Here is a 23,584-nt window from a genome sequence, read left to right on the forward strand (position 1 = left end):
AGCACTAAAAAAAAATAACTAATAATATATTAATGGCAACAACAGCAGATATAAGAAACGGAATGTGTATAGACCTTGAAGGTCAATTCTATTTTGTAGTTGAATTTCTACACGTAAAACCTGGTAAAGGTGCAGCATTCGTTCGTACAAAATTACGTAATGTAAAAACAGGACGTATACTTGATAAAACTTTCAATGCAGGTGTTAAACTGGATGAAGTTCGTATCGAACGCCGTCCATACCAATATCTTTACCAAGATGATATGGGGTACAACTTTATGAATACAGAGACTTTCGATCAAATCTCTATACCTGGAGAAGCAATTGAAGGTGTTCAATTCTTGAAAGAAGGTGATATGGTTGATGTTCAGGTTCATGCTGAAACAGAAACTATCCTTACAGCAGAAATGCCTCAAAGTGTTATTCTTGAAGTAACATACACAGAACCTGGACTTAAAGGTGATACAGCTACTAATGCAACTAAGCCTGCAACAGTAGAAACTGGTGCTGAAGTACGTGTGCCATTATTTATTAATGAAGGTGATAAAATTAAGATCAGTCCGGCTGATGGCTCATATCTTGAGCGTGTGAAAGCTTAATTGATTTTTTAGAATACCGATAAAGCCTGCTGAATAACATCAGCAGGCTTTTTGTTTTCAGTCAGGTAAAGTATATCTTTATTTATTAGGAACTTAAATTGTGTGTGCTATGAAAAAGATTCTTTTTATAATAGTATTATTCATACCTCTCTTTTGTCTTGGGCAGGTTGAAAATGATACTATAAATAATGAATTAGATGATCTTTTCTCAAAATCAAACAAATCGTTGATTGTAATCGATGGAGTGGTTTTTGACGGAGTACACATTAGTGATGTAGATATGAGCAATGTCTCAGATCTGACTATCCTAAGGGGAGAATATGCTGTATATATTTATGGTAATAAAGGGAAAAATGGAGCTATTATCATTACAACTAAAGAAATAGAACAACAAAATGGAAATTCTCAAAACTCAGAAGATAATGAATCTGCAGTAAAAAAGAAAAAGATAAGTAAGAGTAAAAATGACATGGGTCTGCCAATATCATTAAATGTTGATAGTATTAGTGATGATATTTCCCAAAGAATACCTGCTTCTAGATTAGTTATGGTGCCAAACCATGCGATAAAACGAGTGCCATTTAGATCTTCTAATCTTATTATTTTACTTGATGGTGAGATTGTAGAAAATGATGCCTTAAGCCGGATTGACCTTTCGGATATTGACACATTGGTTGTTATTAAGGGGCAAAATGCCATTAATCTAATGGGGAATAAGGCACGTGATGGTATTATCTATTTATCAACAGATGGAAATATCTCAATTGAATCTGAATACGAAGCCATCGTTCTTGATGTTGGATTCGATAGTTTTTTAGCAACACAAAAATCAAAAGATTACTATTCTATAGCATCTTTGAAAGCGAAAAATGAATACCTAGTTTCAGAGTGGAATTATAGATGTGGCCTACCTTCGGTATATAACCCAAACGTATATGAACAGAAAATAGATTATGAATCACGATTGGACTATGGTTTAGATGTTGAATATATAGTGTATATGTTCTTTAAATATATGGCAAAAGAAAATAATATTCGATTCAATATGACTTTTATATAAAATAAAAAAGCCCATTACAAATAAGTAAAGGGCTTTTAAAATAGGCTTATTCAGGTTTGTCTATAACCATGCCGAATTGGTAACTAGCAAAACGACCTGCGTTTTTGTCAATAACAATATCGGATTCTTTTTCGCCCCATGGCCATCCACCAAACTCAGTTTGTCGATACTCCATAAAGGCTTCTTGTAATTCTCTTTCGGTACTCATAACAAATGGTCCGTAAGCTGCTATTGGCTCATTGATAGGTTCACTTTCAAGCAATAGTAATTTAGCTTTCGAATTTCCGCTTTTTATAACTATATCTTGATCTCCATATAAATCTGCTAACTGAGAAACGCGTAGCGGTGTCCCTTCAATGTTAATGGAATCTTCTCCCTCGTAGTAAAATAAGAAACGATTCATTGTCGAAGATACTGCATTCAATTTAAATTCAGTATTGGCATCCATTTCGATCAGAGCTGCTCCAAAGTGATTCTTAGGATCGGCAGCCCATGAGTTTTTTAGAGCACCCAAAGCTTTCACTCCGTAATATTCACCAAGGATAATTTTAAATGTTACGTCGCCCGAATCACTACTGATTTTAGCAGTCGGAATTTTATCTCTCCAAAGCATTTTGTAGTCTGGCTCGGTCAATTTGCTCTTTGAAGGAAGATTTACCCATATTTGGAATAGTCTGAACGGATTTTCCTTATCATCATTTAGCAATGGAAACATTTCCGAGTGCATAACACCAGATCCGGCACTCATTAATTGTACGTCACCATCTCCATAACGACCATGAGTTCCTTTCGAGTCAAAATGGTCTGCATATCCTTCAGGAATTATTGTTATAATCTCGAATCCACGATGTGGGTGCTGTGGAAATCCTGGGATAGTATCACCATGATACATTCTCCAAGGTGCTGAATTGTTAAAGTCGCTACCTTTAATTCTTGTTGATAAATAAGATTTAGGTGCCATTTTACCATTACCTTCAGGATATTGATCGCGGTGATGAGCAGCTAGAATAAATGGGTCTCTAACATCTAATCTGCTTTCTGTATTTGAAATTCTTTTAATCTTCATAATAGTGTCCTTTCTTTTAATATAAATTTTGATCTTTATCTTAATAGTATCAAATAAAAGGCCAAAGTGTTATATATTTGTTCCGAGTTTACTCGAGGTAACTAGTAACATTAACGTAACTATTATGAACGAAAATAACGATTCACTACCATTAGCTTGTACAGAAAACCTAATGGCAATGCGTGATACGATAGATATTTTGGGCGGAAAGTGGAAATTACAGATATTGCATTATCTGGCAGTAAAAGAATCTGAAAAGAATACTTTCAAGAAGATAGAACGTGGCATATTGGGTATTTCTGCCAAAATGCTATCTAAAGAACTGAAAGATTTGGAAATGAATCAGCTTATTACCCGTACGGTTGTTCCAACAAAACCGGTGACTGTAGAGTATGCCATTACTGAATATGGTAAAACTGCAAAAGATATAACAGATAAACTGGTAGAGTGGGGTATTAATCACCGCAAACATCTACTTGGAAAATAGGAGAACAAAAAGCATAAAGATTAAATCTGAACTATTCTAGTTCGATTTAATCTTTATATTACTCGTGCTATATAAACCTCTTTTAATCAGCTTCAGTGTTGAATCTCCATTCTTTATTTATATGGTCATAGATTATCAGGAACTCTTTAACCGAAGGAAGGCGTAGAGTTTTGTCATGTGACATTAAGGCATCACGATTCCCTTGAAGATTTGAAACAGAATTATTCCAGATAGAGATTTTTTCATATACTGTATTAATATGTTTTGTATCCGATCTGGATATAGCCGAATTGATTTCTTCAATCAAATTAGGAATCTTTTCTTTTGCATATTGTTCTGTTATTGAACTATAAGCAGTCATGTATTTTTCTGTAATTTTTGTTCTATCCATGATGCAAAGATTTATGTTACACTATAAAAATACTAAAAAATAAGAAAAAATCATAGATGTTTTTGGATTAATTTATTGTGAAAATTCTATTCAGATAGTATGATGTAAGCTATTATTCTCTATTTTTGCGATAATTATTAGGCATATGAAATTGTTGAGACAAGGTATAAGACAGAATGTGATGAAGATCATTTTATTAATGATCTTTAGCTTATATACATGTTCAACAACCTTTTTTACGCATAGCCATATTGTCGAGGGCTTAACTATCATTCACTCTCACTTCTATGATAAAGGTGATGATGGTAAGCCTAGCCATATACATACAACGGTTGAGCTTCAGCTCATACAGATATTATCTACCTATTCTTCTTTCGAGATAATAATCTCGGCGGTATTGATAGGTCTCTTCGCTTCTTATTGTAAAAAACTACTTATTAAAGCCAACTGCGCATCGAAACTGCAAATATGTTTTGAGCAGCTAAGGCTCCGTGCTCCTCCCGTTTTATAGTTTTATATTGATTTACACTGTTAGACTTTTATATATGCGATATATGTATAGGTCTGATCTTATTTACAATTTAATTAAAACTATAAAGCAAATAAAATGAATAAATATATTTTATTGCTTCTGCTATTATTGGGAGTAACAATACATGCAGTAGCAAACAATACACCCGTACAAGTTACGGATGCAAACTTATTCGGTCATGTAATCGATGCAAAAACAAAAGAACATCTCCCATATGTGACTGTTGTAATAGAAGGTACAACTATTGGTACAACAACTGATGCAACAGGGCATTATACATTGAAAGATTTGCCGACAAGAAAACTAATTGTTGAAGCACGTTTTGTCGGTTACGAAACAATGAGTATTGAGGTCATCATAGAGAAAAATAAAACCCAAGAAATTAATTTTGAACTCAAAAAGTCATCAGTATCGCTCGACGAGATTGTTGTCTCAGCCAATAGAAACGAGACTAGCCGTAAATTGGCGCCAACGTTGGTAAGCATTCTCGATGCAAAAACTTTTGACAAAACTCATTCATGTTCGGTTGGCGATGGCCTGAATTTTCAGCCTGGCTTACGTGTCGAGAATAATTGCCAAAATTGCGGTTTCACACAAGTGCGAATGAATGGCTTAGAAGGGGCATATTCGCAAATATTGATTGATTCGCGACCTGTATTCAGTTCTTTGGCTGGAGTATATGGCTTGGAGCAAATTCCTGCAAATATGGTTGAGCGAATTGAAGTTGTTAGAGGTGGCGGATCTGCTTTGTTCGGAGCTTCAGCAATAGCCGGTACGATCAACATTATCACAAAAGAGCCTCTAAGAAATTCAGGACAATTATCTCATAGTATTACTTCAATTGGAGGAGAAAGTAGCTTTGATAATAATACAAGCTTCAATGTTTCTCTGGTATCAGATGACCATAAAATGGGTATAATGGCTTATGGACAAAAGCGTCATCGTACGGCTTACGACCATGACGATGACGGCTTTTCCGAAATTCCGAAATTAGATAATCGCACCTGGGGGATACGTTCATATTTAAAAGCTAGCCATTATTCGAAATTTACTCTGGAATACCATAATATGCAAGAATTTCGAAGAGGTGGTGATCGTTTAAATTTACAACCATTTGAAGCACAAATAGCCGAGCAGGCCGAATCTAAGATAGACGGAGGTAATATTAAATATGATTGGCTTTCGCCAGATGGTAAACATCGAGTGAGTGTATATACTGCTTCTCAATTGACAAATAGAAATAGTTATTATGGAGGGGGAGTTCCCATTAGCCAATTGCCAAGCGATAGTATAAAAGCTAAGGAAAGCCGATTGAAATCTTATGGTAAGACAAAAGATATAACATTTAATGCAGGTGCTTTATATTCTTACGATATCGACAAATTGTTGTTTATGCCATCCACATTGACGACTGGTTTAGAATACAACTTTAATAAATTGGATGATATCAGTGGATACAGATCAGCTCCTGTTAAACAAGCTATTAGCATCTATAGTGTATATGCTCAGAATGAATGGAAAAACGATATGTGGGGATTTTTAATTGGGGCGCGAATGGATAAGCATCGTCTACTGGATAGCCCTATTCTTAGCCCGCGTGCAAATATTAGATATAATCCTACTGAGAATATTAATATACGTTTGAGTTATGGACAAGGATTTCGTGCGCCGCAATTATTTGACGAGAACCTTCATGTTAAGATTGCGCAAGGCGAAGCTATCACGCAGATATTAGATCCTAATCTGAAAGAAGAGAAATCTCATAGTTTCAGTGGATCAGTAGACTACTACTTATTTTTAGGAAGAAATCAATTGAACTTTTTAATTGAAGGATTCTATACAAAGCTCAACGATCCATTTACAACAGTTAAAGAATCACATCCCGATGATAAAGGGCGAGAGATTGAACGTGTTGTTAATGCTTCCGGAGCTAAAGTATATGGAATTACATTAGAAGCGCGTGCTGCTACTACTGCTAATATAGAATTTCAAGTTGGAGCAACTATTCAGCGGAGTTTATACGATAAAGCTCGTAAATGGTCTGGAGAAGATATTGATGATGATGTAATAGCAACAAGGAATATGATGCGGACACCGGATTTTTATGGATATTTTGTTGCAACATGGAGTCCCGTAAAACAATTTAATACATCTTTATCGGGTACATATACCGGAAGTATGTATGTGCCACACGAAGCAGGTGTTATAGATAGAAATATAACAGAGAAAAGCCCTTCCTTTTTCGATATGAATTGGAAAGTTGCATATAATATTCCCATTTATAAAATAGTTAATCTGGAGCTAAATGCAGGAGTACAAAATATATTCAATGCATATCAAAAAGATTTCGATCAAGGCCCTGATAGAGCATCAAGTTATATTTATGGACCTTCATTACCACGAAGTTTCTTCGTAGGAGCTAAAATCAGTATATAAATTATTTTTTACAGACATTTGAAAGGAGCAAAATTAAATTTTGCTCCTTTCTTTTTATAAATCAGTATATTATATATGTTGAATAAAATGATGTAATATTTTTTATGAGATGTAATTTTGATTACATATTCTTAGGTTAATAATACTTAAATTTGTATATTCATAGATGTATACCTATGAGTCGAAGATTGATATTTTATAAAAAACAATATGAAAAAGCTTTTAAGTCTTATACCGCATCAGTTCGTCTTTCCGCTATTCCTCATAGGGGGAATACTTGTAGGGCTTGGAGCATATGCTGCGTATGTGTCTAGGGCGCATTCTTATCTTTCGGATAATCCTGAGGCATGTATCAACTGTCATATAATGACACCATATTACAGTTCTTGGAAGCATAGCTCTCATGCACAGTGGGCTACATGTAACGATTGTCATGTCCCTCAAAATAATATGATTGAAGGATATGCATTCAAAGCGATGGATGGATTGTATCATGCCGCAGTGTTTACAATGCATGGCGAGCCTCAAGCAATCAGACCACGAGATGCTAGTTATGAAGTTATTATGAATAATTGTATTCGCTGTCATGAACATCTGAATACAGCTGTAGTAGAAACCGGTATGGTATCATACTGTGATGTGAAAGAAGGAAAGGGAAAAGCTTGCTGGGATTGCCATCAAGAAGTGCCTCATACTAAAGTGAGTAACATTTCTGGAGCACCAAATGCATATGCTCCACTTCCCGAATCACCAGTTCCTGCATGGTTAAAAGATAAAATGAAGAAAAACAACTAAATATTGATCATTATGTTAAAGAAATTAGCTGAAGCAATAAGAAAGCGACCTATTATTGGTTGGGGAATATTTTTGGCTTCGATGGTTGTAGTATTTTTATTAGGCTTGTTAGCAGCCTCTATAACTGAACGAAGGGCAGAAATAGCAACTATTGTTGCAAATCGTATTGATGAGATTGAACCGGGTGATGCTCGTAGTGAAAATTATAAAAATAATTTCAGACGTGAGTATGATACTTGGAAAAAGACTCAAGACATGGACTTCCGTAGTAAATATAACGGAAATATGATGCAAGATGCTCTGGAAGATAGACCTGAAATGGTTATTCTTTGGGCTGGTTATGCATTCTCTAAAGACTACAATGCACCTCGTGGACATATGTATGCTTTGGAAGATAATAGAAATACATTACGTACAGGTACTCCAGAGAATGAAGGAGATGGACCACAACCGGCAGCTTGTTGGGTATGTAAAAGCCCGGATGTACCTCGTTATATGCACGAGCATGGAATTGATGAATTCTATAACCATCAATGGGGTGATTTAGGTAGTGAAATAGTTAATCCGGTAGGATGTGCTACATGTCACAATAGTGAAACAATGAATCTTCAGATTTCACAACCAGCTCTAATACAAGCTTTCGAAGCAATGGGAAAAGATATAACACAAGCTACCCCTCAAGAAATGCGTTCTTTGGTTTGTGCTCAATGTCACGTAGAATATTATTTCCAAGGAGATCACAAAGTTGTGACTTTCCCGTGGAAAGACGGTATGACTGTAGAGGATATGGAAGCATACTATGATAGTATTCAGTTCACAGACTGGACACATAAATTGAGTCGTGCTCCTATGTTGAAAGCTCAACATCCTGACTATGAAGTATTCCTTTTAGGTACTCATGCTCAAAGAGGTCTGTCTTGTGCTGATTGTCATATGCCATACAAATCGGAAGGTGGTATTAAATATTCTGATCACCAAATTATGAGCCCGCTTAAAAATATAGCAAATACTTGTCAGGTATGTCACCGCGATAGCGAAGAAAACTTAATGAAATATGTTTACGATATTCAGGATAAGGCTAACGAAATTCGTAACCGTATTGAAGTTGAATTATCGAAAGCGCATATCATGGCAGCTAAAGCTTGGGATAGTGGAGCTTCGGAAGCTGAAATGCAAAAAACACTTAAGCTTCTTCGTCAGGCACAATGGCGTTGGGACTTCTCGGTAGCAACACACGGTGGTTCGTTCCATGCACCGGTTGAAATCCAAAGAATTTTGGCTCACAGCCTTGATAAATCATTGCAAGCTCAGCTAGAGGTACAAAAGGTATTATTCGCTCATGGAGTGACAGATGTTGCTATGCCTGATATTTCTACAAAAGCAAAAGCTCAGGAATATATTGGTCTTGACATGAAGAAAGAGCGTGAGAATAAAGACAAATGGATCAAAACAGTTGTTCCGAAATGGCTGGAAGAAGCAAAAGCTAAAGGAAGACTGATTGCAGAAAAATAAGGCTTTGTGTAAACTAAATATAACCCTCATTTTCTAATCGAAAAAGAAATGAAACTAATTAAGAACATACTAATGGGATTAGCATTAATCCCATTTGTTCTTTCTGCACAAGAAGAACAGCAGGGAGAATTTTCAATATCGGCACAAATCCGTGCCCGTGGTGAATATCGTAATGGAGCTCTTTTCCCTAGATATGAAGGCGAAAATTCAGCATCATTCATAAACAATCGTACCCGTTTGACTCTTGGTTATACGCGTTCTAATTTAGAACTTCGTTTGTCAGGGCAACATGTCGGACTATGGGGCGAGAGTATTCAATCTAAGAAAGACGGAGACTTTGTATTGAATGAAGCTTGGGCTAAACTAAACTTTGGTGATGGATTCTTTGCTCAACTTGGCAGACAAGCATTAAGCTATGATGACGAACGTATTCTAGGTGGCTTGGATTGGCATGTTGCAGGAAGATATCACGATCTACTTAAACTAGGCTACTCGAAGAATTTGAATACAATTCATGTAGCATTAGCTTTCAATCAAAACAGTGATAATCCCCAAAAAAGAGGCAATTATTTTGCTCCAACTGGTCAGCCATATAAAAATATGCAGATGGCTTGGTATCATTATGGAAGTACACAAAAACCGTTTGGAATATCATTGTTAGCTATGAATCTTGGATGGGAACTAGGTGATATTGAGAATGCAAAGAATGGCTTTATGCAAACCTTCGGAACTTATTTAACCTATAAAAAAGATATGTGGGATTTGAATGGTTCAGCATACTATCAATCAGGAAAAAGTAGAACTGGAAAATCTGTTTCAGCTTATATGGCAAGCGTATTTGCTAAAGCTAATTTTACTTCTCAATGGGCTGTCGGTTTCGGTAGTGACTATTTGAGTGGATCGGATCAGAACAGTGATAAACACAAAGCTTTTGATCCGTTATATGGTACGCATCATAAATTCTACGGAACGATGGATTATTTCTATGCTTCTACATTCTCTAATGGCTTAAATCCGGGTTTGTGGGATAATCAAGTAGGTATTTATTATAAACCATCGCCAAAAGTAGATATGTCATTGAATTATCACTATTTTATGTCTGCAAAAAGTGTTACAGTTGAAGAACATAAATTTAGTAAAGGTTTAGGTTCAGAAGTCGATTTCCAAATTAATTGGTCTATTATGCCAGATGTTAAGCTGATGGCCGGATATTCGTTTATGTTGGGTACAAAATCGATGGATGTAGTAAAAGGTGGTAATCACAAAAGCTGGCAAGATTGGGGATGGATTTCGATCAATATAACCCCGAATCTATTTAAAACTAAAGTAAATAAATTCTAAGTGAACGAAACGAATAAACGTACTATGTGGCAATTTCCTTGGCAGTACAAGGAGAGTATTGCTATCGTTGCAGGTATTTTGATTGTCGGTATTTTATTGCAATTAACATTAGGAAGCTTTGATTTCTTTCTACTTCATGCACCTGTAAATATTATTATCGGGATTTGTTTAATCATATTGATTATAGCATTATCCTTTGTCAAAAATAATTCGATCATAAATTGGTTGTCAAGTGTCCCCCTATCGGTAGCTCTTATAGGGGGGCTATTTGTGATGACTATTATTATGGGGCTTACTCCTCAGTATGCACGTGTAAATACAGATTTACACATTCATTGGGATCATGCTTCATTCGACCAAATATTTGATTATGTACTAACTAACTTAGGATTCAAACAAGTAACTACATCATGGCCTTTTGTGCTAATGTATGCTTTTAATTTACTAGTGTTAGGCTTAGTTATTGCAAGAAGGCTTCATAATTTCAGGCTGAAAGATTACGCATTTTATCTGAATCACTTTGGCCTTTGGATATTCTTTTTTGCTGCAGGATTAGGTTCTGCAGATATGTTACGCTATGTAATGTATGTAGAAGAAGGTGAAGTAGAATGGCGTGTGTATGACAATCATGAGAACGTCTTAGAGCTAGATATTGCAATCCAGCTTCATGATTTCGTAATGGAGGAATATCCACCCAAATTAGCTGTAGTTAATAAATTTACGGGAGATGTTCAACCTGAGAGTAAACCTGTATATTATCAAATAGACGAAAGCAGACGCAATGAGATTTTGGCAGATTGGAATCTAGAGCTAGAAGAGTATATTCATGAAGCCGTAAGAAAGACTGATACAAGCTTTCAAGCCATACCAATGTCGGGTTCGATGCCTGCTGCAAGAGTAAAGATGACCAATAATAAAACAAAGCAAGAAGTGTCGGGTTGGTTGACATGTGGAAGTGTTGACCAGTTTGTAATGCCTCTTGAATTGGATTCTACATATTCATTGGTCATGACAAAGCCAGAGGCTAAACGTTTTGCTTCAGATATCACTGTAATGACTAAGGATAATCAGGAGCCAATACATGCGACTTTAGAAGTAAATAGTCCATTGAGAATGGGTGATTGGATGATCTATCAATACGATTACGATCACGCATTGGGTAAGGCATCACGTACAAGTGGTTTCGAACTGGTATACGATCCTTGGCTGCGTGTGGTTTACTTGGGTATTATATTGATCGCTCTAGGATCAATTTGTATGTTGTGGGTAGGTAATAGAAACAGGCAAAAAGAAAAACAATGACTTGGAACGAATATTTATGGTTTGCTATACCTGCCATTCTATGTTGGTTATCGGCAGGAATATTAGCATTTAGAACTAAAAAGACTATTTTAGTTGATATATTAACAATACTTGGAATCCTTATTTTTGGAGCTTTTATAATCGGCTTGTGGATAGGACAAGATCGTCCGCCATTACGTACAATGGGAGAAACCCGTCTGTGGTATTCGTTTTTCCTTGCATTAATCGGATATGGTACATACAAGCATTGGAAGTATAATTGGATATTAGGATTTTCAAATCTTGTAGCAATTGTTTTCGTAATAATTAATATTGTTAAGCCCGAAATTCATTCGACGAATTTGATGCCGGCATTACAGAGCTATTGGTTTGTACCTCACGTTACGGTTTATATTTTGTCGTATTCGATGTTAGGTGCTGCAACAATTGCGTCAATTGTACAATTGGTAAAATTAGGAAAAGGAAAACCGGATGATAATCTTTACAATTTTATGGATAATATAGTGTATGTCGGATTTGGTTTTTTGATGCTAGGTTTACTAATGGGTGCGTTATGGGCAAAAGAAGCATGGGGACATTATTGGTCTTGGGATCCCAAAGAAACTTGGGCTTTTATTACTTGTGCAGCATATTTAATATATGTTCATATGCGATTACAGAATAAACATCCTAAATTTACACTATGGATGCTGCCAATATCATTCGTTATGCTAATGATTACGTGGATTGGAGTAAACTATCTTCCGGCAGCACAAAATAGTATACATGTTTATTCGTAATAAGATTAAATGAGAAGAAAAGACCGAGAAATGGGGCGTGAATTTGCGCTTCAGATTATTGATAATTCAGACTATGGAGTACTATCTGTTATAGATGCAGATGGTGCTCCATATGCTTTTCCACTTTCGCTAGTTCGTAAAGAAGATAGTTTATATTTTCATTCAGCGCAGGGAGGTAAAAAGGTAGAAATATTCAAGAGAAATCCTATTGTAACTGTGGTATTTGTAGGTAAAACCAAGATTCCTGAATTGTTCTCAATTGAAGAACTGGATTCGTGTTTACTTGACGAGAAGAAAGGAAGTTCTTTAGCAAGTAAAGTTTTTACAACTGAGTTTGAGTCTGCTATTACTTATGGACGGATAGTCCTAGTGAATGATAAACAAGAAGCTATAGATGCATTACGGTTATTATGTGAAAAATATACACCATCGAAAATGAAGTACTTCGAGATGGCTGTTAGATCAGGATTGTCGAGGACAAATATTTATCGAATAGATATTGAATCTATTACAGCCAAACGTAAAAAATACGATTCAAAAGGAGAAGAAATGAAATGGGGTAGGATAGAGTAATTATATTATATATAGCTCTGTATAATCTATACAATATCAAAATACCCTATAAATGATTAAGTTTTATAGGGTACTATTTTTATAATTCAAAAAGAATATTGACTAGCTCAGACTATCCTCAATTATTATTGATTTTTTAAAGAGTATATTATTTTCTACATGGATATGTATATGCAAATTCTCTTCAAAAAGTCTTAATTCTTCTAATACTAATTTGTATGAATTGCATGCATGTTTGGGTGCCGTGTAGTAATTAGTCAGTTCCGATATTCTTTTAAATCTTGCACCTTCATCTTCATGCTCTTGTAGCATCACTCGAATTGGGTTCTGTACGCTTCCACAATGAAATTGGGGTAAATTATCTCCTCGTTCAGATGCCGTTACGATTTCATATACCAATGGAAATAATATATTTTCTTCTTTAGCCAAATGATTATCAAGATCCATTAGTGAAGCTCTGAATAAATTCAGAACCTCAGTTAGATGTTTATCTGTTTCACCATGGGCTTTAACTACTTTATCTAAAAGATTGTATATACGAGGACCATTATTACGGATGTAGTGATGATGATATTTTACAATATAATCGATCAATAACTCCAATGACCAATTGTCGAAATTCAATGCTAACGGAAGGCCTCCATATGAAGTTTGATTATTCAGAGCTTCAATAATCTTATCTAGAGGTACTGACGCATTTTTTGCAGCATCTTCGATAAAGATATTACCTCCACAGCAGAAATCAATACCGAAAGAATTAAAAACTCGTGCATACTCAATATTCTGAGCTACTATTTCACCAATAGTTTTATTTGAGAATTGTTTCATTTAAATAGTCTATTAAAATTAGGCAATCCAAGCTTCCATATCCGCTTCTACAGTAGAAATACCACCGATTCCAAAGTTTTCGATCAATACTTTTGCTACGTTTGGTGATAAGAATGCAGGAAGTGATGGTCCTAAGTGAATATTTTTGACACCAAGACTAAGTAAAGCAAGAAGTACTATTACAGCTTTTTGCTCGTACCAAGCAATATTGTAAACTATAGGAAGTTCATTTATATCTTGTAATTCGAACACCTCTTTCAGTTTCATAGCTATTACTGCCAATGAATAACTATCGTTACATTGCCCTGCATCCAATACGCGAGGGATACCACCTATATCGCCTAACGGAAGTTTGTTGTAGCGGTATTTAGCACATCCAGCCGTTAAAATTACAGTGTCATTAGGTAATGCTTCCGCGAAATCTGTATAATAGCTTCTTCCTTTAACACGACCATCACAACCTGCCATTACAACAAATTTCTTAATTGCACCACTTTTTACAGCATCTACGACTTTATCTGCAAGTTGAAGTACTTGATGATGGGCGAAGCCACCAACGATAGTGCCTTCTTCGATCTGTGTTGGAGCTGCACATTTTTTTGCTAATTCGATAATTTCAGAGAAATCTTTCTTACCATTTACATCCGTATTAATATGCTTGAAACCAGGATAGCCTGTTGAGTTTGTAGTGAATACCTTGTCCCTGTATGATGCATCGCTGAGTGGAGGAACTATACAGTTAGTCGTAAATAGGATAGGACCATTAAAACTAGAGAATTCTTCGCGTTGTTGCCACCAAGCATTACCATAGTTTCCTACGAAATGTTCGTATTTCTTGAATTTTGGATAGTAATTTGCAGGAAGCATTTCACTATGTGTATAAACGTCTACTCCAGTGCCTTCTGTCTGTTCTAGAAGTTCTTCCATATCTTTGAGATCATGGCCACTAATAAGGATTGCAGGATTTTTACCTACACCAATGTTAACCTCAGTCAACTCAGGATTACCATAACTTTCTGTATTTGCCTTGTCAAGCAGAGCCATTGTTTTTACACCTATTGAGCCCGTCTCAAGTACTAATGCAATCAATTCTTCAACAGTTAGAGTTCCCAGAGATAGGTCGTGCATAGCACGTTGCATAAACGCATCTACATCTTCGTCGTTATATCCAAGTCTCGCTGCATGTTCAGCATAAGCTGCCATACCTTTCAATCCATAAATTGTAAGTTGAGCAAGAGAACGTATATCTTCATTTCTTTCGCTTAAAATACCTACGGTTGTCGCGAAACTATCATAATCTTTTTCTTCAGCTTCCCACGTTAATTGTGGTAATCGAGGCAATATTATATTATTTGCAACACAAAAAGCAATTAATTCTTCTCTTATTTTAAGACTTTCTGTTACTCTAGCTTTTATTGTCGGATCGTCAAAATTAGCATTAGTAATAGTACAAAAAAGGGCATCGCGGACGAATGCATTAACTTTCTCGAAATTGTAGTTCAGTTTACTCTCTCTAATCTTTGTGGTAATAACGGAAATACCTTGCACTGAATACATCAATAGGTCCATTGAATTCGAAGTAATATAATCTTTACCACATACTCCTTTCAGAATACAGCCTTCTCCTTTAGCTGTTTCTTGACATTGATAGCAAAACATTTTATCCATAACATTTGTATTTAAGTTGATTTAATTTTATTCTAATACAAAGAAAGATAAGCGTGATGAGTTAAATTGTCACAATTGTGACACATGTTAAAAATGTGTCCTAAAACATTATTTTGTTAATCTTATAAGATTAATAATTTGCATAGTTTTCAATAATAAAGGAAATACTTAGACAGATGATAGAAAAAATTAATATCTTTATGACATGACTATGATAATAGAACCAGAGTTTTCTATTTGTTGACCTTGGATGATAATACATCTTATTATCTATATTTTATAAACTACAATAAGTATTAGTATTTAAGACTAAATCTGTAAAACAGGCGGTATAGTACTTTGTAATTAATACAACTTTAACAATTTAAATTATATAATACAATGAAAGAACTTCTGAAAAAATTAGAAGACCTAAACCAGCAGGCCGAATTAGGCGGTGGTAAAAAACGTATTGATAAACAACACGAAATGGGTAAATTAACTGCTCGTGAAAGAATCGAACTTTTACTTGAGAAAGGGTCTTTTATTGAACTTGATAAATTTGTAACTCATCGTACTACCGATTTTGGTATGGCAGATACAAAGATTCTCGGAGATGGTGTCGTTACTGGCTACGGGATGATTGGAGATCGTCTTGTATTTGTGTTCGCGCAAGATTTTACTGTATTTGGAGGCTCATTATCAGAGACATATTCAAAGAAAATATGTAAAGTTATGGATATGGCTATGCAGATGGGAGCACCTGTTATTGGACTTAATGATTCGGGCGGAGCTCGTATTCAGGAAGGTGTGAGATCATTAGGAGGTTATGCTGATATTTTCTTGAAAAATTCGATGGCATCTGGTGTCGTACCTCAGATTAGTGCTATTATGGGGCCTTGTGCCGGAGGAGCAGTATATTCTCCTGCATTGACTGATTTTATCTTTATGGTAAAACAGAGTAGCTACATGTTTATTACCGGACCCGATGTTGTGAAAAGCGTAACGCAGGAAGAAGTTACAAAAGAAGAACTTGGAGGAACAGATATCCACATGAGTAAATCTGGAGTAGCTCATTTTGCGGCAGAAAATGATATTGATTGTATAAATCGAATTAGAGAACTGATTACATATCTACCAGGGAATAATATGGAAGAACCTCCTTTTGTTCCGACTCTCGATTCGCCAACACGCCCAACACCTACATTAGCTGATCTTATTCCGACTAATCCAAATCAGCCATACGACATTAAGAAAATGATAAAAGAAATTGCAGATGATTATCGTTTCTTTGAAGTACAAGAAGATTTTGCTATGAATATTGTGATCGGTTATATTCGTCTTAATGGTAAAACTATCGGTGTTGTTGCAAATCAACCGGCTGTATTAGCAGGTACTTTGGATATTAATGCTTCTGTGAAAGCAGCACGTTTTGTGCGTTTTTGCGATGCATTCAATATTCCTCTGTTGACATTGGTTGATGTTCCGGGATTTCTTCCAGGAATTAATCAAGAATATGAAGGAATTATTCGTCATGGAGCTAAATTACTTTATGCATATTGTGAGGCTACAGTTCCAAAAGTTACCGTAGTAGTACGTAAATCATATGGTGGAGCATATTGTGTAATGAGCTCAAAACATATCAGAGGAGATATAAACTTTGCATATCCTACGGCTGAAATAGCTGTTATGGGTCCTGATGGTGCTGTAAATATTTTATTTAAGAAAGAAATTGATAAAGCAGAGGATGTAGAAGCTAAACGCAAAGAGCTGCAAGGTGAATATCGTGAAAAATTTGCTAATCCATATCGTGCAGCCGAATTAGGTTATATGGATGAAGTGATTGATCCGGCTATAACACGCGTACGATTGATTCGAAGTTTCGAAATGCTGGCAAATAAACGTCAGTCTAATCCTCCGAAGAAACATTCTAATTTACCACTTTAAAAGACTTTACAATCATGATAAAAAAAATATTAGTAGCTAACAGAGGAGAAATAGCGCTACGTATATTTCGCACATGCCGTGTAATGGAACTAGGAACAGTTGCCATTTATACACATGTCGATCGTGGAGCTTTGCATGTTCGTTATGCTGAAGAGGCTTTTTGTATCTCAGATTCTCCAGAAGACACATCTTATCTTAAACCTGAAAAAATATTAGAAATAGCTAAAAAAACAGGTGCAGCAATACATCCCGGATATGGATTTTTGTCAGAAAATGCAGACTTTGCCCGTCAATGCGAGAAAGAAGGAGTGATCTTTATTGGCCCGAATGCCGATATTATCGAGCGTATGGGGATAAAGACCGAGGCTCGTAAGGTGATGAAAGAAGCTGGTCTACCTATCGTTCCGGGTATAGAATCGCCAATATCATCTATAGACGAAGCTCGAAAGGTTGCAGAAGAAATAGGTTATCCAATTATGCTAAAAGCATTAGCTGGAGGTGGAGGTAAAGGAATGCGTTTAGTACATGCTCCGGAAGAATTAGAAGCAGCTGTACGTTTATCAAAATCGGAAGCTGGAAATGCTTTTGGTAATGACGCTGTTTATATTGAAAAATATATTGAGAAACCACATCATATTGAAGTACAAATTTTAGGCGATAGATATGGTAATGTTGTTCACCTAGGAGAACGAGAATGTTCAATACAAAGACGTAATCAGAAGTTGATAGAAGAATGTCCGTCTCCTTTTTTGAAGCCTAAAGTAAGGGCTAAAATGCTTGATATGGCTGTAAAGGCAGCTAAAAAAATAGGTTATTATAGTGCCGGTACGTTAGAGTTTATGGTTGATAAAGATCAGAACTTCTATTTCTTGGAAATGAATACACGCTTGCAAGTTGAACATCCGGTAACAGAATTATGTACTGGGGTAGATATTGTTCGTGATATGATTTTAGTAGCGGATGGTAATGCATTGCCATACAAGCAGTCGGATATTGTTTTTCATGGATCAGCTATTGAATGTCGTATTTATGCTGAAGATCCTGCAAATAACTTTATGCCATCTCCTGGTGTCATTAAAGTAAGAGAAGTTCCCGAAGGACGTAATATCCGTTTAGATAGTTCTGTATATGCAGGATTTGAGGTTTCGTTACATTACGATTCAATGATTGCGAAACTATGCTCTTGGGGCCGTTCTCGAGAGTCTGCAATAGCAACTATGCGCCGTGCATTGCGTGAGTATAAAATGCTAGGTATTAAAACTACTATCCCGTTTCATCAGCGGGTACTAATGAATGAAGCTTTTGAAAGTGGTGATTATGATACAACATTCATTGATACTCGATTTGATAAAGAAGATTTGAAAAAAAGAAAAAGCAGTGATCCTACGATTGCCGTTATTGCAGCAGCTTTGAAACATTATGAGTTAGAAAAAGAAGCAGCAGCCCGAGCAACAACATTACCTGTAGTAGGTGAGTCGTTGTGGAAACATTACGGTAAATTAAAAATGACAGTGAATAACTATTAATAGGAAAAACTATGAGTGAAGTAAAAAAAACATTAGCAACATATTATGCTCAGGTAGATGATTTTCCTGATAATGAATATAAAGTAGAGATTATTGAAGATGGCCCGATTAAGCGAGTTCTGGTAAATGGGGTAGAGTACGAAGTAGACTATCATGTTGGAGGTGATACTATCTATTCTCTTCTAATAGGCAATCGTTCGAATGGTATTCAGATGACACGTGTTGAAAATGCATCATATGAAGTTATTAATAAGGGTGATATTTTTCATATTGATCTAGTTAATGAGGTCGATAGAACAAGATATCAACATGACAAAGCTCAGCATGCTGGGGTTCAGATTATTACAACACCAATGCCGGGAGTCATACTAAAAGTATATGTAAAAGAGGGTGATCATGTTAAAGAAGGAGATCCGTTATGTGTGCTTGTAGCAATGAAGATGGAAAATGAGATAAAAGCTTCTTCGGATGGAGTTGTTAGCGAAATTTTCGTCAAAGACAATGACAAGGTAAGTCTTCAGGATAAAATAATGATAATAGAATAGACGAATTTTATATATCGTTGAATTTGATTATTCGAATTAATTAATTCTTATATCTTTCGTATATTTGAAGATTATGAAAGATAATTTAGTTAATATACTATCTCGGTCTGTTCTATTTTCAAATATAGATTATTCAGATATAGAGCTGTTTCTGAACAATAATGATTATAAAATAGAGCAATACACAAAAAATGATGTATTTGCACTAGCCGGAGATAAAGTGAACCATCTGATGCTAGTTCTCGAAGGAAAACTTATAGCTCGGATGGTTTCTGAATCTGGCAAATATATTCAGATAGATAAAATTGACTCAGGACGAATAATTGCTCCGGCGATGTTGTTCGCTACTGATAATGTATTTCCTGTTAATGTTATACCTGATGCCGAAACTAGTGTATTCTTTATGCATAAGAATAACTTTCTAAGAGCGATGCATCAAAATGAGAAACTTTTGCATAACTTTATACGCATAGTTTCGGACATAAATAGATTTTTGAGCACGAAGATTCACTCATTATCATTGAAAACAATAAGAGGTAAATTAGCTGAATATCTATTACAAGAAGAAGAAAGACAAGGGGGAAATAAAACCGTGACTCTGCTTTTGACTAAGCAAGAGTTAGCTGATAAATTTGCAGTTGCAAGGCAAGCTTTAAGTCGTTCTCTATCCGAATTGGAAGAAGAAGGTATGATTCTGATCGAAGGTCGTAAAATAACTATCGTTGATAGAAATAGACTATCTGATCTTGATTAATATTACGTCATTTAACAATTAGTTTATTTTATAATAAATCTCTACTTTTGTATATCATTTTAGAATAGTTATAACCCTATTATGGAGCAAATTTTACTGACAGAACAGCATAAACAACTATTATATGAAACAGCATTATTTAAAGATATTGCGTTAAATATAAAAAAGACACTATTGGATAAATTAGATTATACTGTCTACGATATCAAAAAAGGAGATATTGTTGCTAAACAAGATTCAGAGTGTCGACATCTTTTTGTTTTGCTTGAAGGACAGCTTGAAGTAGATATAATTGATGCTCTAGGTAATGATGTTTTTATTGAGTATATCGTTGCTCCAAGGGCTTATGCAACACCACATTTATTCAAAAAGGACACTACATTACCTGCCACGTTTACAGTTATTGAAGATGGAGTACTATTTACAGCAACAAAAGATTCTGTTTTTAAACTGATAAGTGAGAACCCAGACCTGCTGAAAAGCTTTTTATCTGTATCTGGTAATTGTAATAAATGCACTGTCTTGCGTTTACGAGCTTTGTCATACAAGAATGTCAGAAGTCGTTTTATCGCTTATCTTTTCGAACAAAAGTCAGAGGGTAACGATGTTATTGAAATTGAACATAATCAGGTTCAATTAGCCGGTTATCTGTGTGTTACACGACCTGCACTAACTAAAGAAATTAATAAAATGATAAAAGAAGGACTAATTTCTATGAAGGGAAAAGTAGTTCATCTTTTAGATATACCCCAATTGAAGAAATCATTACTATAAAGGTTTATGAAATCTGTATCATTGATAGTTTATTTTCTATTTTGAGTAAGTTCTTATTTTTTAAGTATATTTGCACACGATAATAAGGTTATTAATCAACGAAACATAAACACAATGAAAAAGATTTTAATTTTAACTTCTATATTTTTAGTAATATCAATTTCTAGCATCAATGCGCAAGATGTCATTATAAGTGAAAAAACTGCAGCTAAGATAGAGGGTGTAAAAGCAAAAGGCGAAAAACAAAAAGCTAATCTTGATAAAAAACTAGAAAAGGATATTGAGAAAATTCGAAAAAAAGCTGAAAAAGACATCGAAAAAGCTAAAGCAAAAAATGAGAGTGACAAAGTAAAAACTGATGCTAAAACGCAGCAAGAAATTGAAAAAATAAGAATTAAAGAAAATATAAGCTTAATGTAAGCTCGCTGTAAATATCAGACAAAAGGATAAAAGCTACAAGTTTAGAACTTGTAGCTTTTTCTTTATGAGAATTTTTTAGAGAGTGCTTCTTTCAGATTTAGGATAGCATCTTTTATATTGGAACTTTCCTTCAGAAGCGTAATAAATTTACTACCTATGATAGCTCCATTAGCATTTTGTTGTGCCGATTCCAATGTTGACTTGTTGGAAATGCCAAAACCTATGAGACGTGGATTCCGAAGATTCATTTTATTTATTCTTTGGAAGTAAGCCTGTTTCTGATCATCGAAGCTGTTTTGAGCTCCAGTAGTAGCTGTAGATGAAACCATATATATAAATCCGTCTGTATTATCATCAATAGTTCGGATACGCTCTTCTGAAGTATCAGGAGTAATGAGCATTATTATCTTCAGATTATATTTGTCGGCAATCGGTTTATATTCTTTTATATAATCATTAAATGGGAGATCAGGGATAATCATCCCATCAATGCCAGCATCACTACATTTTTTACAGAAATTATCGAATCCGAATTGTAAAATTGGATTTAGATATCCCATCAGAATAAGAGGTATTGAAACTTCTTTGCGAATATCCTGTAGTTGATCGAATAAAATACGCAATGTCATCCCATTATTCAATGCTATCGTGCCACTTTCTTGAATAGTTGGACCATCAGCCATCGGATCAGAAAATGGTATGCCAATTTCAATAAGGTCAATTCCGTTTGCAACTAATTCTTTGATAATTGTACATGTATCATGCAATTGAGGAAAACCCGCTGTAAAGTAAATTGATAATATGTTATTGGGTTTTGATATAAATAATTGATTTATTCTGTTCATGATTTTAATTTGTTTAAAAATTGGGTCAATAATTCAATGTCTTTTATGCCGGGTTCTTTTTCAAAGCGACTGTTTACATCGATTCCATATAATAGAGGATGTGTCATAGCTTTTATGCGTTCTACATCTGTTAAAGAGATTCCTCCGCTAAGGAAGAATGGGATTATTCCAGTATATTTATCCAACATAGACCAATCGAACTTCTTACCCGATCCGCCATAGCTTTCAGTCTTGGTATCAAATAAAAAGTATTCACAGCAATCGGAGTATTGTTCAATATTGATAAAATCATTGGAACTGGAAATACTAAAAGCTTTTATAACCGGTATTTCTTCTCGTATTTCATTACAATATTCGGGGTTTTCATTTCCATGAAGTTGCGCATAATCTAGCTGATATTCTTTCGCCTTGTCCAATACATACTGAATATCTTCGTTTACGAACACTCCGATGCGTTGTACATTTGCTGATGTTGTAATATCTTTTAGTAGCTGAATATTAATTGAGGGTATAGTCTCTACATATCTTGGCGATTTAGAATAAAAAATCATTCCAATATAGTCTATTGATAAATTGCACAGTTCTGCAATGTTATCAATATTCCTCATACCACATACTTTAACCTTCATTTTCTAGTTCTTTTATAAATTCGCCCAAAGCTTTGGCCGGATCTTTGGTCTTCATAAAATTCTCTCCCATCAAGAAGCCTTTGAAGCCAGCTTGACGTAAATCTTTTACTGTCTGAGGATCAGAGATACCGCTTTCAGAAATCTTTATATAAGTATCGGGAATTTTATTACCTAAATCATATGATACTTGTATATCAGTAACGAAGGTCTTCAAATTCCTATTATTTATACCTACAACATCTATATTGTCTCTAATATAATCGAGTTCTTGCTCGTTATGAATTTCGAGTAAAACATCCAAACCTAAATCTTTAGCTGTTTTGGCAAATGATTTAGTTTCATCCAGAGTTAGGGATGCCGCAATCAAAAGAATTGCATTCGCTCCGTAGAAAGCAGCTTGATATATCTGGTACTCATCAATAATAAAATCTTTGCGTAGTAGGGGAGTATCTGTCAAATTGCGAGCTGATCTCAAGTCATCTAATTTACCGCCGAAAAACTTTTCATCGGTAAGTACTGAAATGGCGCTAGCCCCTTTCAGCGAGTAATAAGGGATTATATCTTCTATTTTAGCATCTTGGTGAATCCAGTCACGAGATGGAGATTTACGTTTAAATTCAGCTATAATTCCCGTTGATGAATTAGCTATTGCTTTACTAAATACTTTTGATTTGGGTAATGGGTGCGAATCAGCTAAAATGCGAATCATTGTAGCAATAGGCATTTCCTTTTTTTGTATTTCGACTTCTAGCCGCTTTTGTGTTATTATTTTATCAAGAATTGTTTCCATTAAAAT

At 35.1% G+C, this 23,584-nt stretch carries 24 protein-coding genes; 17 read left to right on the plus strand and 7 right to left on the minus strand.

Features of this window, described 5'->3' with window-relative positions; all coding sequences use genetic code 11:
* Positions 1 to 32 precede the first annotated feature (32 nt).
* Positions 33 to 599, plus strand: coding sequence for an elongation factor P (efp, locus tag C1A06_RS05580; RefSeq protein ID WP_101689255.1), 567 nt, complete (start codon positions 33 to 35; stop codon positions 597 to 599).
* 109 nt (positions 600 to 708) lie between these two features.
* Positions 709 to 1,659 carry a DUF6146 family protein gene (locus tag C1A06_RS05585; RefSeq protein ID WP_101689256.1) on the plus strand — a complete coding sequence of 317 codons (951 nt, stop codon included), beginning with the start codon at positions 709 to 711 and terminating at the stop codon, positions 1,657 to 1,659.
* A 46-nt stretch (positions 1,660 to 1,705) separates the two neighbouring features.
* Here the strand turns inward: C1A06_RS05585 and C1A06_RS05590 are convergent, their stop codons facing one another.
* The gene (locus C1A06_RS05590; RefSeq protein ID WP_101689257.1) at positions 1,706 to 2,725 is read right to left on the minus strand and encodes a pirin family protein; all 1,020 of its coding nucleotides are present in this window, start codon (positions 2,723 to 2,725) and stop codon (positions 1,706 to 1,708) included.
* A gap of 124 nt (positions 2,726 to 2,849) precedes the next feature.
* Here C1A06_RS05590 and C1A06_RS05595 point away from each other — a divergent pair, with 124 nt between their 5' ends.
* Positions 2,850 to 3,212 carry a winged helix-turn-helix transcriptional regulator gene (locus C1A06_RS05595; protein WP_101689258.1) on the plus strand — a complete coding sequence of 121 codons (363 nt, stop codon included), beginning with the start codon at positions 2,850 to 2,852 and terminating at the stop codon, positions 3,210 to 3,212.
* Positions 3,213 to 3,294: 82 nt separating this feature from the next.
* On the opposite strand, the gene C1A06_RS05600 is transcribed toward C1A06_RS05595, so the two are convergent.
* Positions 3,295 to 3,603, minus strand: coding sequence for a hypothetical protein (locus tag C1A06_RS05600; protein WP_101689259.1), 309 nt, complete (start codon positions 3,601 to 3,603; stop codon positions 3,295 to 3,297).
* Positions 3,604 to 3,748: 145 nt separating this feature from the next.
* Here C1A06_RS05600 and C1A06_RS05605 point away from each other — a divergent pair, with 145 nt between their 5' ends.
* From C1A06_RS05605 to C1A06_RS05640, 8 genes are all read left to right on the plus strand, one after another.
* On the plus strand, positions 3,749 to 4,114 hold the full coding sequence (locus C1A06_RS05605) for a DUF8478 family putative metalloprotein (protein ID WP_101689260.1): 366 nt from the start codon (positions 3,749 to 3,751) through the stop codon (positions 4,112 to 4,114).
* A 96-nt stretch (positions 4,115 to 4,210) separates the two neighbouring features.
* Positions 4,211 to 6,571: a TonB-dependent receptor gene (locus tag C1A06_RS05610; protein ID WP_101689261.1), complete on the plus strand. Its 2,361-nt coding sequence runs from the start codon at positions 4,211 to 4,213 to the stop codon at positions 6,569 to 6,571.
* Between the two features lie 210 nt (positions 6,572 to 6,781).
* Complete coding sequence (gene nrfH, locus C1A06_RS05615) at positions 6,782 to 7,366, plus strand: cytochrome c nitrite reductase small subunit (RefSeq protein WP_101689262.1); 585 nt, start codon at positions 6,782 to 6,784, stop codon at positions 7,364 to 7,366.
* A gap of 12 nt (positions 7,367 to 7,378) precedes the next feature.
* On the plus strand, positions 7,379 to 8,878 hold the full coding sequence (gene nrfA / locus C1A06_RS05620) for an ammonia-forming cytochrome c nitrite reductase (RefSeq protein WP_101689263.1): 1,500 nt from the start codon (positions 7,379 to 7,381) through the stop codon (positions 8,876 to 8,878).
* Positions 8,879 to 8,926: 48 nt separating this feature from the next.
* Positions 8,927 to 10,219: an alginate export family protein gene (locus tag C1A06_RS05625; protein ID WP_101689264.1), complete on the plus strand. Its 1,293-nt coding sequence runs from the start codon at positions 8,927 to 8,929 to the stop codon at positions 10,217 to 10,219.
* The gene (locus C1A06_RS05630; RefSeq protein WP_245872009.1) at positions 10,220 to 11,521 is read left to right on the plus strand and encodes a cytochrome c biogenesis ResB family protein; all 1,302 of its coding nucleotides are present in this window, start codon (positions 10,220 to 10,222) and stop codon (positions 11,519 to 11,521) included.
* A complete protein-coding gene (ccsA, locus tag C1A06_RS05635) occupies positions 11,518 to 12,300 on the plus strand; it encodes a cytochrome c biogenesis protein CcsA (RefSeq protein ID WP_101689265.1) in 783 nt (260 codons plus the stop codon). Before C1A06_RS05630 ends, ccsA begins: the two co-directional genes overlap by 4 nt.
* A gap of 9 nt (positions 12,301 to 12,309) precedes the next feature.
* Positions 12,310 to 12,873 carry a pyridoxamine 5'-phosphate oxidase family protein gene (locus C1A06_RS05640; RefSeq protein ID WP_101689266.1) on the plus strand — a complete coding sequence of 188 codons (564 nt, stop codon included), beginning with the start codon at positions 12,310 to 12,312 and terminating at the stop codon, positions 12,871 to 12,873.
* Between the two features lie 102 nt (positions 12,874 to 12,975).
* Here the strand turns inward: C1A06_RS05640 and ric are convergent, their stop codons facing one another.
* A complete protein-coding gene (ric, locus tag C1A06_RS05645) occupies positions 12,976 to 13,701 on the minus strand; it encodes an iron-sulfur cluster repair di-iron protein (protein WP_101689267.1) in 726 nt (241 codons plus the stop codon).
* A gap of 18 nt (positions 13,702 to 13,719) precedes the next feature.
* On the minus strand, positions 13,720 to 15,369 hold the full coding sequence (gene hcp, locus C1A06_RS05650) for a hydroxylamine reductase (protein WP_101689268.1): 1,650 nt from the start codon (positions 15,367 to 15,369) through the stop codon (positions 13,720 to 13,722).
* 381 nt (positions 15,370 to 15,750) lie between these two features.
* Here hcp and C1A06_RS05655 point away from each other — a divergent pair, with 381 nt between their 5' ends.
* From C1A06_RS05655 to C1A06_RS05680, 6 genes are all read left to right on the plus strand, one after another.
* A complete protein-coding gene (locus C1A06_RS05655; protein WP_101689269.1) occupies positions 15,751 to 17,295 on the plus strand; it encodes an acyl-CoA carboxylase subunit beta in 1,545 nt (514 codons plus the stop codon).
* A gap of 14 nt (positions 17,296 to 17,309) precedes the next feature.
* Entirely contained in the window at positions 17,310 to 18,821 is a 1,512-nt protein-coding gene (gene accC / locus C1A06_RS05660; protein ID WP_101689270.1) for an acetyl-CoA carboxylase biotin carboxylase subunit, read from the plus strand.
* A gap of 11 nt (positions 18,822 to 18,832) precedes the next feature.
* On the plus strand, positions 18,833 to 19,366 hold the full coding sequence (locus C1A06_RS05665; RefSeq protein ID WP_101689271.1) for a biotin/lipoyl-containing protein: 534 nt from the start codon (positions 18,833 to 18,835) through the stop codon (positions 19,364 to 19,366).
* 73 nt (positions 19,367 to 19,439) lie between these two features.
* Entirely contained in the window at positions 19,440 to 20,120 is a 681-nt protein-coding gene (locus tag C1A06_RS05670; RefSeq protein ID WP_101689272.1) for a Crp/Fnr family transcriptional regulator, read from the plus strand.
* A gap of 81 nt (positions 20,121 to 20,201) precedes the next feature.
* Complete coding sequence (locus C1A06_RS05675; protein ID WP_101689273.1) at positions 20,202 to 20,894, plus strand: Crp/Fnr family transcriptional regulator; 693 nt, start codon at positions 20,202 to 20,204, stop codon at positions 20,892 to 20,894.
* Positions 20,895 to 21,008: 114 nt separating this feature from the next.
* Positions 21,009 to 21,314 carry a hypothetical protein gene (locus tag C1A06_RS05680; protein WP_101689274.1) on the plus strand — a complete coding sequence of 102 codons (306 nt, stop codon included), beginning with the start codon at positions 21,009 to 21,011 and terminating at the stop codon, positions 21,312 to 21,314.
* A gap of 62 nt (positions 21,315 to 21,376) precedes the next feature.
* Here C1A06_RS05680 and trpA read toward each other — a convergent pair whose 3' ends face one another.
* From trpA to trpC, 3 genes are read right to left on the minus strand one after another with little or no spacing between them, the layout of a single operon-like run.
* On the minus strand, positions 21,377 to 22,159 hold the full coding sequence (gene trpA / locus C1A06_RS05685) for a tryptophan synthase subunit alpha (protein WP_101689275.1): 783 nt from the start codon (positions 22,157 to 22,159) through the stop codon (positions 21,377 to 21,379).
* Positions 22,156 to 22,788 (minus strand): phosphoribosylanthranilate isomerase, encoded by a 633-nt coding sequence (locus tag C1A06_RS05690; RefSeq protein WP_101689276.1) that lies wholly within the window; start codon positions 22,786 to 22,788, stop codon positions 22,156 to 22,158. Before C1A06_RS05690 ends, trpA begins: the two co-directional genes overlap by 4 nt.
* Positions 22,778 to 23,578: an indole-3-glycerol phosphate synthase TrpC gene (trpC, locus tag C1A06_RS05695; RefSeq protein WP_101689277.1), complete on the minus strand. Its 801-nt coding sequence runs from the start codon at positions 23,576 to 23,578 to the stop codon at positions 22,778 to 22,780. Before trpC ends, C1A06_RS05690 begins: the two co-directional genes overlap by 11 nt.
* Between the last annotated feature and the right edge of the window lie 6 nt (positions 23,579 to 23,584).

It is taken from the genome of Dysgonomonas massiliensis, assembly GCF_900240225.1.
Lineage (GTDB): Bacteria > Bacteroidota > Bacteroidia > Bacteroidales > Dysgonomonadaceae > Dysgonomonas > Dysgonomonas massiliensis.

Bases quoted from the DNA above. Each gene is read 5' to 3' on its own strand.
- efp (WP_101689255.1), top strand. From the start codon at position 33: ATGGCAACAACAGCAGATATAAGAAACGGAATGTGTATAGACCTTGAA.
- C1A06_RS05585 (WP_101689256.1), top strand. From the start codon at position 709: ATGAAAAAGATTCTTTTTATAATAGTATTATTCATACCTCTCTTTTGT.
- C1A06_RS05590 (WP_101689257.1), bottom strand. From the start codon at position 2,725: ATGAAGATTAAAAGAATTTCAAATACAGAAAGCAGATTAGATGTTAGA.
- C1A06_RS05595 (WP_101689258.1), top strand. From the start codon at position 2,850: ATGAACGAAAATAACGATTCACTACCATTAGCTTGTACAGAAAACCTA.
- C1A06_RS05600 (WP_101689259.1), bottom strand. From the start codon at position 3,603: ATGGATAGAACAAAAATTACAGAAAAATACATGACTGCTTATAGTTCA.
- C1A06_RS05605 (WP_101689260.1), top strand. From the start codon at position 3,749: ATGAAATTGTTGAGACAAGGTATAAGACAGAATGTGATGAAGATCATT.
- C1A06_RS05610 (WP_101689261.1), top strand. From the start codon at position 4,211: ATGAATAAATATATTTTATTGCTTCTGCTATTATTGGGAGTAACAATA.
- nrfH (WP_101689262.1), top strand. From the start codon at position 6,782: ATGAAAAAGCTTTTAAGTCTTATACCGCATCAGTTCGTCTTTCCGCTA.
- nrfA (WP_101689263.1), top strand. From the start codon at position 7,379: ATGTTAAAGAAATTAGCTGAAGCAATAAGAAAGCGACCTATTATTGGT.
- C1A06_RS05625 (WP_101689264.1), top strand. From the start codon at position 8,927: ATGAAACTAATTAAGAACATACTAATGGGATTAGCATTAATCCCATTT.
- ccsA (WP_101689265.1), top strand. From the start codon at position 11,518: ATGACTTGGAACGAATATTTATGGTTTGCTATACCTGCCATTCTATGT.
- C1A06_RS05640 (WP_101689266.1), top strand. From the start codon at position 12,310: ATGAGAAGAAAAGACCGAGAAATGGGGCGTGAATTTGCGCTTCAGATT.
- ric (WP_101689267.1), bottom strand. From the start codon at position 13,701: ATGAAACAATTCTCAAATAAAACTATTGGTGAAATAGTAGCTCAGAAT.
- hcp (WP_101689268.1), bottom strand. From the start codon at position 15,369: ATGGATAAAATGTTTTGCTATCAATGTCAAGAAACAGCTAAAGGAGAA.
- C1A06_RS05655 (WP_101689269.1), top strand. From the start codon at position 15,751: ATGAAAGAACTTCTGAAAAAATTAGAAGACCTAAACCAGCAGGCCGAA.
- accC (WP_101689270.1), top strand. From the start codon at position 17,310: ATGATAAAAAAAATATTAGTAGCTAACAGAGGAGAAATAGCGCTACGT.
- C1A06_RS05665 (WP_101689271.1), top strand. From the start codon at position 18,833: ATGAGTGAAGTAAAAAAAACATTAGCAACATATTATGCTCAGGTAGAT.
- C1A06_RS05670 (WP_101689272.1), top strand. From the start codon at position 19,440: ATGAAAGATAATTTAGTTAATATACTATCTCGGTCTGTTCTATTTTCA.
- C1A06_RS05675 (WP_101689273.1), top strand. From the start codon at position 20,202: ATGGAGCAAATTTTACTGACAGAACAGCATAAACAACTATTATATGAA.
- C1A06_RS05680 (WP_101689274.1), top strand. From the start codon at position 21,009: ATGAAAAAGATTTTAATTTTAACTTCTATATTTTTAGTAATATCAATT.
- trpA (WP_101689275.1), bottom strand. From the start codon at position 22,159: ATGAACAGAATAAATCAATTATTTATATCAAAACCCAATAACATATTA.
- C1A06_RS05690 (WP_101689276.1), bottom strand. From the start codon at position 22,788: ATGAAGGTTAAAGTATGTGGTATGAGGAATATTGATAACATTGCAGAA.
- trpC (WP_101689277.1), bottom strand. From the start codon at position 23,578: ATGGAAACAATTCTTGATAAAATAATAACACAAAAGCGGCTAGAAGTC.